Source organism: Sphingomonas carotinifaciens, assembly GCF_009789535.1.
In the GTDB taxonomy this organism is placed as follows: domain Bacteria; phylum Pseudomonadota; class Alphaproteobacteria; order Sphingomonadales; family Sphingomonadaceae; genus Sphingomonas; species Sphingomonas carotinifaciens.
This window is the reverse complement of the sequence record NZ_WSUT01000005.1, coordinates 955,001-968,559: the sequence shown is the minus strand read 5'-3', so window position 1 is coordinate 968,559 and position 13,559 is coordinate 955,001. Positions and strand designations below refer to the sequence as shown.

The following is a 13,559-nucleotide window of genomic DNA, read 5'->3' as shown; positions in this document are numbered from 1 at the left end:
CATGGCCAGTCTTCCCCCGATCGCGAACAATCCCGACATCCGCTTCCTCGGCGCGCAGCTCGGCGAGGTCATCCGCGCTTATGGCGGCGAGCGCCTGTTCGAAGCGACGGAGGCGATCCGCCGGGCCTCGGTCGAACGGCATCGGGGCATCGGCGACGGTGCCGCCGTCGACCTGCAACTGGAACAGCTCGATCTTGGCGAGACGCTCGATTTCGTCCGTGGCTTCATGCTGTTCTCGATGCTCGCCAATCTGGCGGAGGATCGGCAGGGCATCGCCACGGAGCAGGGTGCGGACCTGACCGCGGCGCTGGCCCGCCTCGCGGACGAGGGTATCGATCGCAAGGCAGCCTCCGACCTGCTCGCCCGCGGGCTCGTCGCTCCCGTTCTCACCGCGCACCCGACCGAGGTGCGCCGCAAGAGCATGATCGATCACAAGAATCGCATCGCCGACTTGATGGAGATGCGCGATCGTGGTCGCGAGGTGACGCCGGATGGCGATGCGGTGGAGGCCGCGATCGGGCGCCAGATCGCACTGCTCTGGCAGACGCGGGTACTGCGCCGCGAACGCCTCTACGTCACCGACGAGGTGGAAACCGCGCTATCCTATCTGCGCGACGTCTTCCTGCCCGCCTTGCCCGCCCTCTACCAGCGCTGGGACAAGGCGTTCGGCCACCGCATTGCCAGCTTCCTGCGCCCCGGCAGCTGGATCGGCGGCGATCGCGACGGCAACCCCTATGTCACCGCGGATTCGCTACGCACCGCCCTTGCCCGCGCCAGCGAGGCGGCACTCGGCTATTATTGCGATGCGGTCCATGCGCTCGGCGCCGAACTGTCCATCTCCACCGAACATGCGCAGGTCGATGAAGCCGTACTCGCGCTGGCGGAGGCGAGCGGCGACACCGCCGCCAGCCGCGCCGACGAACCCTATCGCCGCGCGCTGTCGGGCATCTACGCCCGCCTTGCCGCCACGCATCAGGCGCTGACCGGCAAGGCTTCTCCGCGCCCCGGCCGCCTGACCGGCGAACCCTATCCCGACCCGCGCGCCTTTCGTGCCGATCTGATCGCCATCGCCCGCGCGCTGGCCGGCTCCGGCGGCGGTGCGCTGGCCTCGGGCGGCGCGCTCGGCCGGCTGATCCGCGCGGTGGAGACGTTCGGCTTCCACCTCGCCACGCTCGACCTGCGCCAGAACTCGGCGGTGCACGAACGCGTCGTCGCCGAACTGCTCAAGGTCGCCGGGGTCGAGGGCGATTATGCCGCGCTGGACGAGGATGCGCGCGTCGATCTGCTGCGTCGCGAACTCGCCAATGCCCGCCCGCTCGCCTCGCGCTTCGCCAGCTATTCGGAGGAGACGACCGGCGAACTCGCCATCGTCCAGGCCGCGGCGGAGGCCCATGCCCGGTACGGCCCCGGCTGCATCACCAATTACATCGTCTCGATGGGCAAGTCGGTGTCCGACCTGCTGGAGATCAACCTGCTTTTGAAGGAGGTCGGCCTCTACCGCCCCGGCGCGGAGCCCGGCGCCGCGATCATGGCGGTACCCCTGTTCGAGACGATCGAGGATCTGGAAGCCGGTCCCGACATCATGCGCGCCTATTTCGCGCTGCCCGAGATCGCTGCCATCGCGCGGGCGCGCGGGTATCAGGAAGTGATGATCGGCTATTCGGATTCGAACAAGGACGGCGGGTATCTCACCTCCACCTGGTCGCTGTCCAAGGCCTCCACCGCGCTCGCCCCCGTGTTCGAGGAAGCCGGCGTCGCGATGCAGCTGTTCCATGGTCGCGGCGGCGCGGTCGGGCGCGGCGGCGGCAGCGCCTTTGCCGCGATCCGCGCGCAACCGCACGGCACCGTGCAGGGCCGCATCCGCATCACCGAACAGGGCGAGATGATCGCCGGCAAGTACGGCACCCCCGCCACCGCCATGGCGAATCTGGAGGCGATGGCGTCCGCCACCCTGCTCGCCAGCCTGGAGCCCGAGCATCTGTCCGCGCCCGACAATGCGCGGTTCGGCGCGGTGATGGACCAGCTGTCCGACACCGCTTTCCGTGCCTATCGCGATCTCGTCTACGGCACGGAGGGTTTTCGCACCTTCTTCCGCCAGATGACGCCGATCGCCGAGATCGCGGGCCTGAAGATCGGCAGCCGCCCGGCCAGCCGCAAGAAATCCGACGCGATCGAGGATCTGCGCGCCATCCCCTGGGTGTTCAGCTGGGCCCAGGCGCGCGTCATGCTGCCCGGCTGGTACGGCGTCGGCCACGCCATCGCCGGCTGCCGGGACAAGGCATTGCTCGCCGACATGGCGGAAGAATGGCCGCTGTTCGCCGCGACGCTTGCCAACATGGAAATGGTCCTCGCCAAGTCGGACATCGGCATCGCCGGCCGCTATGCCACGCTGGTCGAGGACAAGGCCTTGCGCGACACCATCTTCGGCCGCATCCGCGACGGATGGCAGCGCACGCATGACGGCCTGCTGGAGATCACCCGCCAGTCCCGCCTGCTCGAAAAGCATCCCGCGCTGGAAACCTCGATCCGCCTGCGCCTGCCCTATATCGAGCCGCTCAACCTCCTTCAGATCGAATTGATGAAGCGCCACCGCGCCGGCGAGGACGATGCCCGCATCGGCGAAGGCATCCTGCTGTCGATCAACGCCATCGCCACCGCACTGCGCAATTCCGGCTGATGACTTTCTCTCTCCCCTGCGGGGAGAGGGCAGGGGCCCGTCGCCGAAGGCGATGGGAAGGGTGAGGGGCCGCCAAGCAGCGCAGCACTGCTGGCGTCCTAATCCCCTATAGCAACGCCACCCCACCCCGCTCCAACCGCAACAACCGCTCCTTCACCGCCAGCCCGCCCGCAAAGCCGGTCAGCGCGCCGCTGGCCCCCACCACCCGGTGGCACGGCGCAATGATCGAGATCGGATTGCGTCCGTTCGCCGCCCCCACCGCGCGCGACGCGCCGGGTCGCCCGATCGTCGCGGCCAGCGCCCCGTAACTGCGCGTCTCGCCATAAGGGATCGCCAGCAATCCCGCCCACACCGCCTTCTGGAAATCCGTCCCCACAAACCCCAGCGGCAGGTCGAAGACGCGCAACCGGCCCGCGAAATAGGCCTGCAACTGCGCCACGGTTTCGCGCAGTACCGGGTGATCGTCCGCCCGCGTCACCGCGCCCGTCCGCACCCGTGCCGGATCGTCATCCTCCCACAGCACCGCGTGCAACGCATCGTCGCTGGCGACCAGCGTCAACGCACCGACGGGTGAAGGCAGGATCGTGAAGCTTTGTGTCATCCCGTCACCCTAGCGCGGATCGGTGGCATGGGCGTCCCGCCGCTTGCGCTCAAACCGCCAGGAACGGCGCGGCGATCTCCGGCGTCACCCGCAACAACCGGCCGCTCGCCCGGTCGATCAGCGCCCAGGTGGTCACCGCATCCACCTTCACCCGCCCATCCGCGCCGGTAAAGCGCATGTGCCGGTCGAACCGCGCGCCCTTGGGCGCTTGCGGTACCCAGGTTTCCGCCGTCACCGCCTCGCCGGCGCGCACATTGCCGCGATAATCGATCACGTGCCGCGTGACGACCCAGACATAGGCGTCCAGATGCTCAGGCGGGGCCGCTGCCGTCCAGTGCGCGGTCGCGACATCCTGGATCCACCGGACCCAGACCGCATTGTTCACATGGCCCAGTTCGTCGATATCGTCGTCGCGGGCGACGATCGTGCAGCTATACCGGTTCATGCCTCACCCTCGCCCTGCGCCTGCCGGCGTCGCCACCACCACCCGATCGCGCCGGCCACGATGACCAGCGCCGCCGCGGCCAGAACATGCACCGCGCGCGGTCGCCACCGCCCCAGAAGCTCGGTCAATCCTTCCCCGAACAGGTAGCCGATAGCGGTGAACGTCGCCCCCCACAGGCATGCCGCCGCCAGGTTGACACCCAGAAACAACCGCGCTGGCACCGTGCTCGTCCCGATCGCCACCGGGCTGATCGTCCGCAAGCCATAGAGGAAGCGAAAGGCGAAGATGAACCCGATCGGATGCCGCTCCAGCATCCCCATCACCCGGCCATAGACCTTGCTCTCGCGCAGCCGCCTGACCCAGCGGACTTCGCGGAACCGCCGCCCGGCGGCAAAGAACGCCTGGTCCGCCACGAACGAGCCCGCCGCCGCTGCCGCCATCGCACCGGGCAGCGAAACGAGTCCCTGATGCGCCAGCAATCCGCCGGCGATCACCGCCGTCTCGCCCTCCAGCCCGGCCCCCAGGCCGATCGCGGCGACGCCCCAGCGGGCAACGATCGCCTCGATGCTCAGCTTTCGATCCCCATCTGCCACAGCACGAAGGCATGCTCCTCGGCCGCCTCGCGCAGGCTTTCGAACCGGCCGGACTTGCCGCCATGCCCGGCCCCCATGTTGGTCTTCAGCAGCAGCAGGTTGTTGTCCGTCTTGGTGGCGCGCAGCCGCGCCGCCCATTTCGCCGGCTCCCAATAGGTGACGCGCGGATCGTTCAGCCCGCCGGAAATGAACATCGGCGGATAGGCATGGGCAGCCACATTGTCATACGGGCTGTACGACCGGATCAGTTTGAACGCCGCCCTGTCTTCGATCGGATTGCCCCATTCCGGCCATTCGCCCGGCGTCAGCGGCAGGTCGGCATCCATCATCGTGTTCAGCACGTCGACGAACGGCACGTCGGCGATCACCGCACCCCACAGTTCGGGGTCGGAATTGACCACCGCACCCATCAGCTCGCCCCCCGCCGAACGCCCGGCGATCGCGATCCCGCCCGCATGCGTCCAGCTATCGGCGATCAGGCCGCGCGCCACATCGACAAAGTCGTTGAAGGTGTTGGTGCGCTTTTCCAGCTTGCCGTCCAGATACCATTGCTGGCCCAGATCGTCGCCCCCGCGAATATGCGCGATGGCATAGGCAAAGCCGCGATCAAGCAGGCTCATCCGCCCGGTCGAGAAACCCGGCGGGATCGCATAGCCATAGGCGCCGTAGGCATAGAGGAACAGCTTGCCCGTCCCGTCGCGCGGAAAATCCGCCGGATAGACGATCGATACCGGCACCGGCGTTCCGTCGCGCGCCGCGATCTTCAACCGCTCGGTCCGGTACCTGGCCGCGTCATACCCCGACGGGATCTCCTGCACCTTCAGCGTGGTGCGCTCGCCCGTCGCCACGTCATAGTCGTACACCGTCCCCGGCGTGACCATCGATTCATAGCCCAGCCGCAGCACGGACACGTCATATTCGGGATTGTCGCCCAGCCCTGCGGTATAGCTCGCCTCCGGAAACGTGATCCGCTGCGGCACCGTCGGCGCGTCGTAGCGGTGGATCGCGATCCGGTCCAAACCGTCCTCGCGCCCTTCCACCACGAAGAAGCCCGCATAGCATTCCACACCCGTCATGTAGAAATGCGGGTCCGGGGCGATCAGTTCATGCCAGTCGCCCGGCGCCTCGATCGCGGCGGTGCACAGCCGCCACATCGGATCGATGTCGTTGGTGTGGATGAACAGCGTGCCGTCATGCTCGTCCACATCATATTCGCGCCCCTCCTTGCGGGGCGCGACCAGGATCGGCTCGGCCAGCGGATCGTCGGCGGGCAACAGCCGCACCTCGCTCGTCACATGGTCGCCCGTGCCGATCACGATCCATTTGCGCGACGATGTTTCCGCCACCGCGACCCGGTAGCCTTCGTCCGCTTCGGTATAGAGCACGACATCGTCCGCCACCGGCGTGCCGATCCGGTGGAACCGGGCATTGTCCGTCCGCCACTGGTCATTGGCCAGGCCGTACAGGAACCCGGCATCGTCCGCGGTCCACACGATGTCGGACAGCATCCCCGGAATCACCTCGGGCAGGTGCTCGCCGGTGGTCAGGTCCTTGACCCGCACCTCGAACCGCTCACCCCCCGTATCGTCGATCGCATAGGCGAGCAGCCGGCCATTGTTGCTGACCGCAAAGGCGCCCAGCCGGAAATATTCCTTGCCCTCGGCCAGCGCCGGCTCGTCGAGCAACAATTCGTCGTCGCCACCGCCGACCGGCTTGCGCCACCATTTGCGATACTGGCCACCGGTTTCGAACGCGGTCCAGTACAGCCAGTCGCCATCCTTTTGCGGCACGGAGGATTCGTCCTCCTTGATGCGGCCCTTCATCTCTTCGTACAGCCGGTCGACCAGCGGCTGACGCGGCGCCATCATCGCCTCGAAATAGGCGTTCTCGGCCTCCAGATAGGCCAGTACGTCGGCATCGCCCACCTCCGGATAGTCCGGGTCCTTCAACCAGGCATAGGGGTCTTCGATCGTGATGCCATGCGCGGTGAAACTGTGCGGCCGCTGTTCGGCGACGGGGGGCGTCGGTTCGGTCATTTCCTTGCCTTAGCGGTTCGTCGCGGGTGCGGTCGAGGCGGTTTTCCGCATCAACGGGAATGACCGGCGGGCGGGCACGCGAAAGATCGGGGACTATTGTGCCAGGATTGTTTCTGCCAAACCGCCGCCATGTCTTTGCATGCCGACCGCCTCGCCCAGCTTCGCACCCGCCTCGCCGTCATCGGCCTGGACGGGTTCATCGTCCCGCTCACCGACGAACATATGAGCGAATATGTCGGCGACTATGCGCAGCGTCTCGGCTGGCTGACCGGCTTCGGCGGCTCGGCGGGCAGCGCGGTCGTGCTGGCGGACCGCGCGGCGATCTTCACCGATGGCCGCTACACGCTGCAGGTCCGCGAGCAGGTCGCGGCCGACGACTGGGACTATGTCGGCGTGCCGCAGGGCAGCCTTGCCGGCTGGCTCGCCGTCCACGCGCCGGAGGGGGGCCGTATCGGCTATGACCCCTGGCTCCACACCCGCACCCAGGTGCAGGACATGGCGGACGCGCTTTGCGCCCGCGGTGCGATCCTGGTCGCGGTGGCGGAAAACCCCGTCGACGCCGTCTGGACGGATCGGCCGCAACCCTCGCCCGCCCCGCTCGTCGTGCAGGACGACGCGCTGGCCGGCGCGACCTCGGCCGAAAAGCGCGCGCGCATCGCCGACTGGCTGGTCGAGCAGCGCGCCGACGCGGTCGTGTTGTCTGCGCTCGACTCGATCGCCTGGGCGCTCAACATCCGCGGCGGGGACGTCGCGCACACGCCGGTCGCCCTGTCCTATGCGGTCGTGCACGCCAGCGGCGAGACCGATTTCTACGTCGCCCCGTCCAAGCTGACCGATGCGGTGCGCCAGCATCTCGGCAATGCCGTGCGCCTTCACGACCGTGCGGACTTCGACACCGGGCTGCGCGGCTTTGCGGGCAAGCGCATCGTCGCCGATCCCGAGCGGGCGGTGGCCGCGATCGCTCAGGCGCTGGAGGCCGGCGGCGCCACCGTACTCACGCTGCGCGATCCCGTGGTGCTGGCCAAGGCGATCAAGAACCCGGTCGAGCTGGCCGGCCACCGCGCCGCCTCGCTGCGCGACGGTGCCGCGATGGTCCGTTTCCTGCGCTGGGTGGAGGAGGAATGCCCCGGGGGTGGCCAGACCGAGCTGTCCGCCGCGGCACAGCTGCTCGCCTGTCGCCAGGCGACGGGGCGATTGCGCGACACCAGCTTCGCCACCATCTCCGCCACCGGCGCGCACGGCGCCAGCCCGCATTATCACGTCACCGAGGAGTCCAACGCCCCCATCGTGCCGGGCCAGCTCTTCCTGATCGATTCCGGCGGCCAATATGATGACGGCACCACCGACATCACCCGCGTCATGCCGATCGGCGATCCCACGCCTGAGATGCGCGACCGCTTCACCCGCGTGCTCAAGGGCCATATCGGGCTGGCCACGGCCGTCTTTCCCGATGGGACGTTGGGTGGCCATATCGATGCACTGGCCCGTCGCCCGTTATGGGAGGCCGGTCTCGACTATGCGCACGGTACCGGCCACGGCGTCGGCGCCTATCTGTCGGTCCATGAGGGGCCGCAGCGCATCGCCGCGCCCAACTATCCCGGCGGGGCCGCCATGGAGCCGCTGCGCGCCGGCATGCTGCTCTCCAACGAACCCGGCTATTACAAGGCCGGCGAATACGGCATCCGCATCGAAAATCTCGTCCTGGTCGAACCCTGCGACATTCCGGGCGCCGATCGCGCCATGCTGGGGTTCGAGACGCTGACCCTTTGCCCCATCGAGCGGACGCTGATTGACGCGGCCCTGCTTACGGATGCCGAGCGCGCATGGGTCGACGCCTATCATGCGCAAGTCGCTCAGGCACTTGGCCCCGACCTGGCCGAGGACGACCGCGCCTGGCTGCACGCCAAGTGCGCGCCCCTCTAATCCCGTTCCTCGGGCACCGGGGGCGACACCGCCCCGCCCCCTACGTCGCCCCCTACGTCGCCCGCTGTCTCACCCCCCGCCGCGGCCCGCGCCTGCGCCTTCCGCCGCCGCAAATTCTCCCGCAACCGCGCTGCCAGTCGCGCTGCCTTGTCATCATCTGTCATGCGTTGTGCATAATCCTTGCAACAACCGCTTGACAATGACGCGCCAATCCGGTCTAGGCGCGCTTCCCGCGTTGCAACGCGAGTGCTGCCGTAGCTCAGTGGTAGAGCGCATCCTTGGTAAGGCTGAGGTCGTGAGTTCAATCCTCACCGGCAGCACCATTTTCTTCCGACGTTGACGTCGGCAAAAGGGGCAAATCTCAGCCTCATGCATCTTCCGGAGCGTGATACCACGCACCTGACGCACCGTATCCATTCCCGATGAGCGAAGATCGAGCACCGGCGATTGCCACGATCGAATGACCGGCCGTTTTCGTATGAAGATGGCCGATGCGTCGGGTCGTCATGCTTCACCACGACCCAGCAGCGGCTAACCAGACGGGCCTTGCTTCCAGGCCTCCCGGTCGGCCAGAACGCGCGCAACCGCGTCCATATTCTCTACGCCCCATATGCATAGCGGCTCCAAGGCCTCTGCCAGGCTGCGCCCCAGCGGGGTAAGTGTATAATCGACCCGTGGCGGCACCTCCTTGTGATCGGTACGCAGCACGACGCCATCGCTTTCCAGTTCCTTCAACTGCTGGATCAAAACCTTGTCGCTGACGCAGCGCACGGCACGCTTCAACGCACCGTAGCGATTGGGGCCTTGCAACAGGAAGTAGAGGATCAGCGGCTTCCATTTGCCAGCGATCACTCTGAGCGTCGCATCGAGTCCGCAGGAGAAACCGGTGGGCGCGGTATTTGTGATCGTTAGCTACTTACCAAAAGGTGCATACTAGTCGATAGGTGCATAGCTTGCCACCTCCGCCTCGCTCAAAGGAGGCATGATATGAAAAGACTGGATAGCAAAACGGCGGTGGTGACCGGTGGTGGCAGCGGCATCGGGCTGGCGACTGCGCAGCGCTTCGTGGACGAGGGCGCGTTCGTCTTCTTATACGGCCGCAGGCAGGACGCACTCGACCGTGCGGCCGCGCAGCTGGGCCCGAATGCGGTGGCCGTGCAGGGGTCCGTGACGGACCTCGACGGTCTGGATCGGCTTTATGCGGCCGTTCAGGCACAGCGAGGATCGCTGGACATCGTGTTCGCCAATGCCGGCACGGGCGCGCTGGTGCCACTGGGAGAGATCACGCCCGAACATTATGCAAACACCTTCGACACCAATGTGAAGGGACTGATCTTCACGGTGCAAAAGGCACTGCCGCTGATGAACGCCGGCGGGTCGATCATCCTGACGGGTTCGAGCACCGGCGTGATGGGTACGCCACGCTTCAGCGTCTACAGCGCCAGCAAGGCCGCGATCCGCAACCTGGCGCGTAGCTGGGCGCTCGATCTGGCGGGAACGGGCATCCGAGTAAACGTGCTGTCGCCGGGTCCGACGCGGACTGATCTGGCAGCGGAGGTGGTCGGTGCATCGGACATGGAGGCTTTGGGTGCGATGACGCCCCTGGGCCGGCTTGGCGATCCGGCGGAGACGGCATCGGCTGCGGCCTTTCTGGCGTCGTGTGACAGCAGTTTCATGACGGGGGCTGAGGTGTTTGTCGACGGGGGGCTGGCGCAGGTTTAACGGGCTGTGCACGCGAAAGCGCCCCGGGAGCATGGGCTACCGGGGCGCTTTCGGAGTTTGGTTGCGGGGACAGGATTTGAACCTGTGACCTTCAGGTTATGAGCCTGACGAGCTACCGGGCTGCTCCACCCCGCGGTGGTGAGGTTTTGTTCTTGCGCTGTGTGGCGCAAGGGGGATGTGAATGGGTTCTTTGTGTGCATGTTCGCGGGCTTCAATGCCTGGCGACGACCTACTCTTCCATCGCTTGAGCGATAGTACCATTGGCGCGGTCGGGTTTCACGGCCGAGTTCGGGATGGGATCGGGTGGGACACCGACGCTATGGCCACCAGGCAATGGAGCCTGCGAGCATGCGGTTGTGTTGGGATGAAATCGATGCACCTTGGAAGTTTTATCTGGCTGAGAGTTATTTCCATCCACCCGTTCATCTAGCCCAGGGCTGATGGTGGGGGTGTGGAGCTCTCAAGCGCGACCAGAGCAATTAGGACCGGTTAGCTCCATGCGTTACCGCACTTCCACATCCGGCCTATCGAGGTCGTGGTCTTCGACCGCTCTTGATGAAATCTTATCTCGAGGGAGGCTTCCCGCTTAGATGCTTTCAGCGGTTATCCCGTCCGTACATAGCTACCCTGCTGCGCCGTTGGCACGACGACAGGTACACCAGAGGTACGTTCAACCCGGTCCTCTCGTACTAGGGTCAACTCCTCTCAAATTTCGACGCCCACGGCAGATAGGGACCAAACTGTCTCGCGACGTTCTGAACCCAGCTCACGTACCACTTTAATTGGCGAACAGCCAAACCCTTGGGACCTGCTCCAGCCCCAGGATGTGATGAGCCGACATCGAGGTGCCAAACAACCCCGTCGATATGAGCTCTTGGGGGTTATCAGCCTGTTATCCCCGGCGTACCTTTTATCCGTTGAGCGATGGCCCTTCCACGAGGGACCACCGGATCACTATGACCGACTTTCGTCTCTGCTCGACTTGTCAGTCTCGCAGTCAGGCTGGCTTATGCCATTGCACTCTAACAGCCGGTTTCCAACCGGCCTGAGCCAACCTTCGCGCGCCTCCGTTACTCTTTAGGAGGCGACCGCCCCAGTCAAACTACCCGCCACAGAGGGTCCCTGTACCGGTTTCACGGTACGAGGTTAGACAGTAGACAACAACAGGGTGGTATTTCACCTATGGCTCCACATCAGCTGGCGCCGATGCTTCAAAGCCTCCCACCTATGCTACACAGTTCTTGTCCACTGCCACTCTGAAGCTGCAGTAAAGGTGCACGGGGTCTTTCCGTCTAACCGCGGGTACTCCGCATCTTCACGGAGAATTCAATTTCGCTGAGCATGTCCTGGAGACAGTGGGGAAGTCGTTACGCCATTCGTGCAGGTCGGAACTTACCCGACAAGGAATTTCGCTACCTTAGGACCGTTATAGTTACGGCCGCCGTTTACCTGGGCTTCATTTCAGAGCTTGCACTCCTCCACTTAACCTTCAGGCACCGGGCAGGCGTCAGGCCCTATACGTCGTCTTGAAGCCGACTTAGCAGAGCCCTGTGTTTTTGCTAAACAGTCGCTACCCCCTGGCCTGTGCCCCCCACAAAAGCTTGCGCTCATGTGGGGCCTCCTTCTTCCGAAGGTACGGAGGCAATTTGCCGAGTTCCTTCAGGACACTTCTCTCAAGCGCCTTGGTATACTCTACCTGACCACCTGTGTCGGTTTCGGGTACGGTCTATACGGTGGGGCTATTTCCCGGGACAGTTTCGAAGCACGGCCAATCCGTTAAGGCCGTACAACACACACCATCCGTCACACACCACCAGGCCCACGAATATTAACGTGGTTCCCATCGACTACCCCCTTCGGGCTCGTCTTAGGGGCCGGCTCACCCTGCGCGGATTAGCCTTGCGCAGGAACCCTTGGTCTTTCGGCGAGAGGGCATCTCACCCTCTTTATCGCTACTCATGTCTGCATTCGCACTTCCGATACCTCCACGACCCATTACCAGATCGCTTCACAGGCCTACGGAACGCTCCGCTACCGCGTGATCAAAGATCACACCCTAAGCTTCGGTGCACGTCTTGAGCCCCGTTACATCTTCGCCGCAGAAACCCTTGTTTAGACCAGTGAGCTGTTACGCTTTCTTTAAAGGATGGCTGCTTCTAAGCCAACCTCCTGGTTGTTTTGGGATTTCCACATGCTTTCCCACTTAGACGTGACTTGGGGACCTTAGCTGTAGGTCAGGGCTGTTTCCCTTTTGACGACGGACCTTAGCACCCGCCGTCTGTCTCCCGAGTATCACTCATAGGTATTCGGAGTTTGGTTAGTGTTGGTAGATCTCGCGACCCCCGCAACCATCCAGTGCTCTACCCCCTATGGTGTCCGCTCGAGGCACTACCTCAATAGTTTTCGCGGAGAACCAGCTATTTCCCGGCTTGATTGGCCTTTCACCCCTAAACACAACTCATCCGGTAACTTTTCAACGTTAATCGGTTCGGACCTCCAGTGCGTGTTACCGCACCTTCATCCTGGTCATGCCTAGATCGCCGGGTTTCGGGTCTAATACTTCAAACTAAAGCGCCCTATTCAGACTCGCTTTCGCTGCGCCTACACCTATCGGCTTAAGCTTGCTTGAAACATTAAGTCACAGACCCATTATGCAAGAGGTACGCTGTCAGGCCTCAAAGGGCCCTCCAACTGCTTGTAGGCAATCCGTTTCAGGTACTGTTTCACTCCCCTCATCGGGGTGCTTTTCACCTTTCCCTCACGGTACTAGTTCGCTATCGGTCATGTACGAGTATTTAGGCTTGGAGGGTGGTCCCCCCATGTTCAGACAGGATTTCACGTGTCCCGCCCTACTCGAGTCCTGAATTCTCACTTTCGCATACGGGGCTGTCACCCGCTATGGCGCGTCTTTCCAAACGCTTCTGCTAGTTGAAATTCAGGCACTGGCCTGGTCCGCCTTCGCTCGCCACTACTAACGGAATCTCGGTTGATGTCTTTTCCTCCGGCTACTGAGATGTTTCAGTTCACCGGGTTCGCTTCTCGAAACCTATGTATTCAGTCTCAAGATACCTGAACCGCCTAACCACCTAGGCCCCTCGACAATACGCATGAAGGGCACCCATCAAAGTATTACTTTGATGGGACCCGATGCGCACCGCCAAACGGCTCAGCTGATTAAACGGATAGGTGGGTTTCCCCATTCGGAAATCTGCGGGTCAAAGGTTGCTCACACCTCACCGCAGCTTATCGCAGCGTGCCACGTCCTTCTTCGCCTGTACATGCCAAGGCATCCACGAATTGCCCTTACCTCACGCTTGAGAGCCCACACCACCACCAGCAACGCTGGGCGTCGAACCTTTTGCCGATACGCTTGCGCGCACCAACACACGGTTCCACCACCACTCGGCAAATGCGTCGAGGTGATATTCGGTGTGGATGTTATAATCTCAGCCAGATTTAGTGAAATGAACCAGCCTTGCAGTTCCGCAATGGCTGCCCTCGCAGGCCGCCCGCTTCCCTCAAAGCCGATACCTTCACGGCATCGATTTTAAGAACCCATTCA

The 13,559-nt window shown here is 64.0% G+C and carries 9 protein-coding genes, 2 tRNA genes and 2 rRNA genes; 4 read left to right on the top strand and 9 right to left on the bottom strand.

Annotation, left to right across the window (positions count from 1 at the left end; all coding sequences use genetic code 11):
* Position 1 precedes the first annotated feature (1 nt).
* A complete protein-coding gene (gene ppc, locus GQR91_RS06545; protein ID WP_149683607.1) occupies positions 2-2,677 on the top strand; it encodes a phosphoenolpyruvate carboxylase in 2,676 nt (891 codons plus the stop codon).
* A 106-nt stretch (positions 2,678-2,783) separates the two neighbouring features.
* Here ppc and GQR91_RS06540 read toward each other — a convergent pair whose 3' ends face one another.
* Genes GQR91_RS06540 through GQR91_RS06525 form a run of 4 tightly spaced genes read right to left on the bottom strand, consistent with a single transcriptional unit; the run spans position 2,784 to position 6,352 of the window.
* Positions 2,784-3,278: a methylated-DNA--[protein]-cysteine S-methyltransferase gene (locus tag GQR91_RS06540; protein WP_149683606.1), complete on the bottom strand. Its 495-nt coding sequence runs from the start codon at positions 3,276-3,278 to the stop codon at positions 2,784-2,786.
* A gap of 49 nt (positions 3,279-3,327) precedes the next feature.
* Complete coding sequence (locus GQR91_RS06535) at positions 3,328-3,723, bottom strand: acyl-CoA thioesterase (protein WP_112384250.1); 396 nt, start codon at positions 3,721-3,723, stop codon at positions 3,328-3,330.
* Positions 3,720-4,316: a DedA family protein gene (locus GQR91_RS06530; protein WP_235904210.1), complete on the bottom strand. Its 597-nt coding sequence runs from the start codon at positions 4,314-4,316 to the stop codon at positions 3,720-3,722. Before GQR91_RS06530 ends, GQR91_RS06535 begins: the two co-directional genes overlap by 4 nt.
* On the bottom strand, positions 4,292-6,352 hold the full coding sequence (locus GQR91_RS06525) for a S9 family peptidase (RefSeq protein ID WP_149683605.1): 2,061 nt from the start codon (positions 6,350-6,352) through the stop codon (positions 4,292-4,294). Before GQR91_RS06525 ends, GQR91_RS06530 begins: the two co-directional genes overlap by 25 nt.
* Before the next feature lie 129 nt (positions 6,353-6,481).
* On the opposite strand from GQR91_RS06525, the gene GQR91_RS06520 reads away from it, so the two are divergent.
* On the top strand, positions 6,482-8,275 hold the full coding sequence (locus tag GQR91_RS06520; protein ID WP_149683604.1) for an aminopeptidase P family protein: 1,794 nt from the start codon (positions 6,482-6,484) through the stop codon (positions 8,273-8,275).
* Here GQR91_RS06520 and GQR91_RS19105 read toward each other — a convergent pair.
* Positions 8,272-8,439, bottom strand: a complete 168-nt coding sequence (locus GQR91_RS19105) for a hypothetical protein (protein ID WP_160146870.1) — start codon at positions 8,437-8,439, stop codon at positions 8,272-8,274. The genes GQR91_RS06520 and GQR91_RS19105 overlap by 4 nt on opposite strands.
* Positions 8,440-8,523: 84 nt before the next feature.
* On the opposite strand from GQR91_RS19105, the gene GQR91_RS06515 reads away from it, so the two are divergent.
* Positions 8,524-8,598: transfer RNA gene (locus GQR91_RS06515), tRNA-Thr, on the top strand.
* A 208-nt stretch (positions 8,599-8,806) separates the two neighbouring features.
* On the opposite strand, the gene GQR91_RS06510 is transcribed toward GQR91_RS06515, so the two are convergent.
* A complete protein-coding gene (locus tag GQR91_RS06510) occupies positions 8,807-9,127 on the bottom strand; it encodes a winged helix-turn-helix transcriptional regulator (RefSeq protein ID WP_235904209.1) in 321 nt (106 codons plus the stop codon).
* 135 nt (positions 9,128-9,262) lie between these two features.
* Between GQR91_RS06510 and GQR91_RS06505 the strand changes: the two genes are divergently transcribed.
* Entirely contained in the window at positions 9,263-9,997 is a 735-nt protein-coding gene (locus tag GQR91_RS06505; protein WP_149683602.1) for an SDR family NAD(P)-dependent oxidoreductase, read from the top strand.
* Between the two features lie 58 nt (positions 9,998-10,055).
* Here the strand turns inward: GQR91_RS06505 and GQR91_RS06500 are convergent.
* The 3 genes from GQR91_RS06500 to GQR91_RS06490 form a co-directional block, all read right to left on the bottom strand.
* Positions 10,056-10,132 (bottom strand) — tRNA-Met (locus GQR91_RS06500).
* Between the two features lie 81 nt (positions 10,133-10,213).
* Positions 10,214-10,328: ribosomal RNA gene (rrf, locus tag GQR91_RS06495) — 5S ribosomal RNA — on the bottom strand.
* 127 nt (positions 10,329-10,455) lie between these two features.
* Positions 10,456-13,315: ribosomal RNA gene (locus tag GQR91_RS06490) — 23S ribosomal RNA — on the bottom strand.
* Between the last annotated feature and the right edge of the window lie 244 nt (positions 13,316-13,559).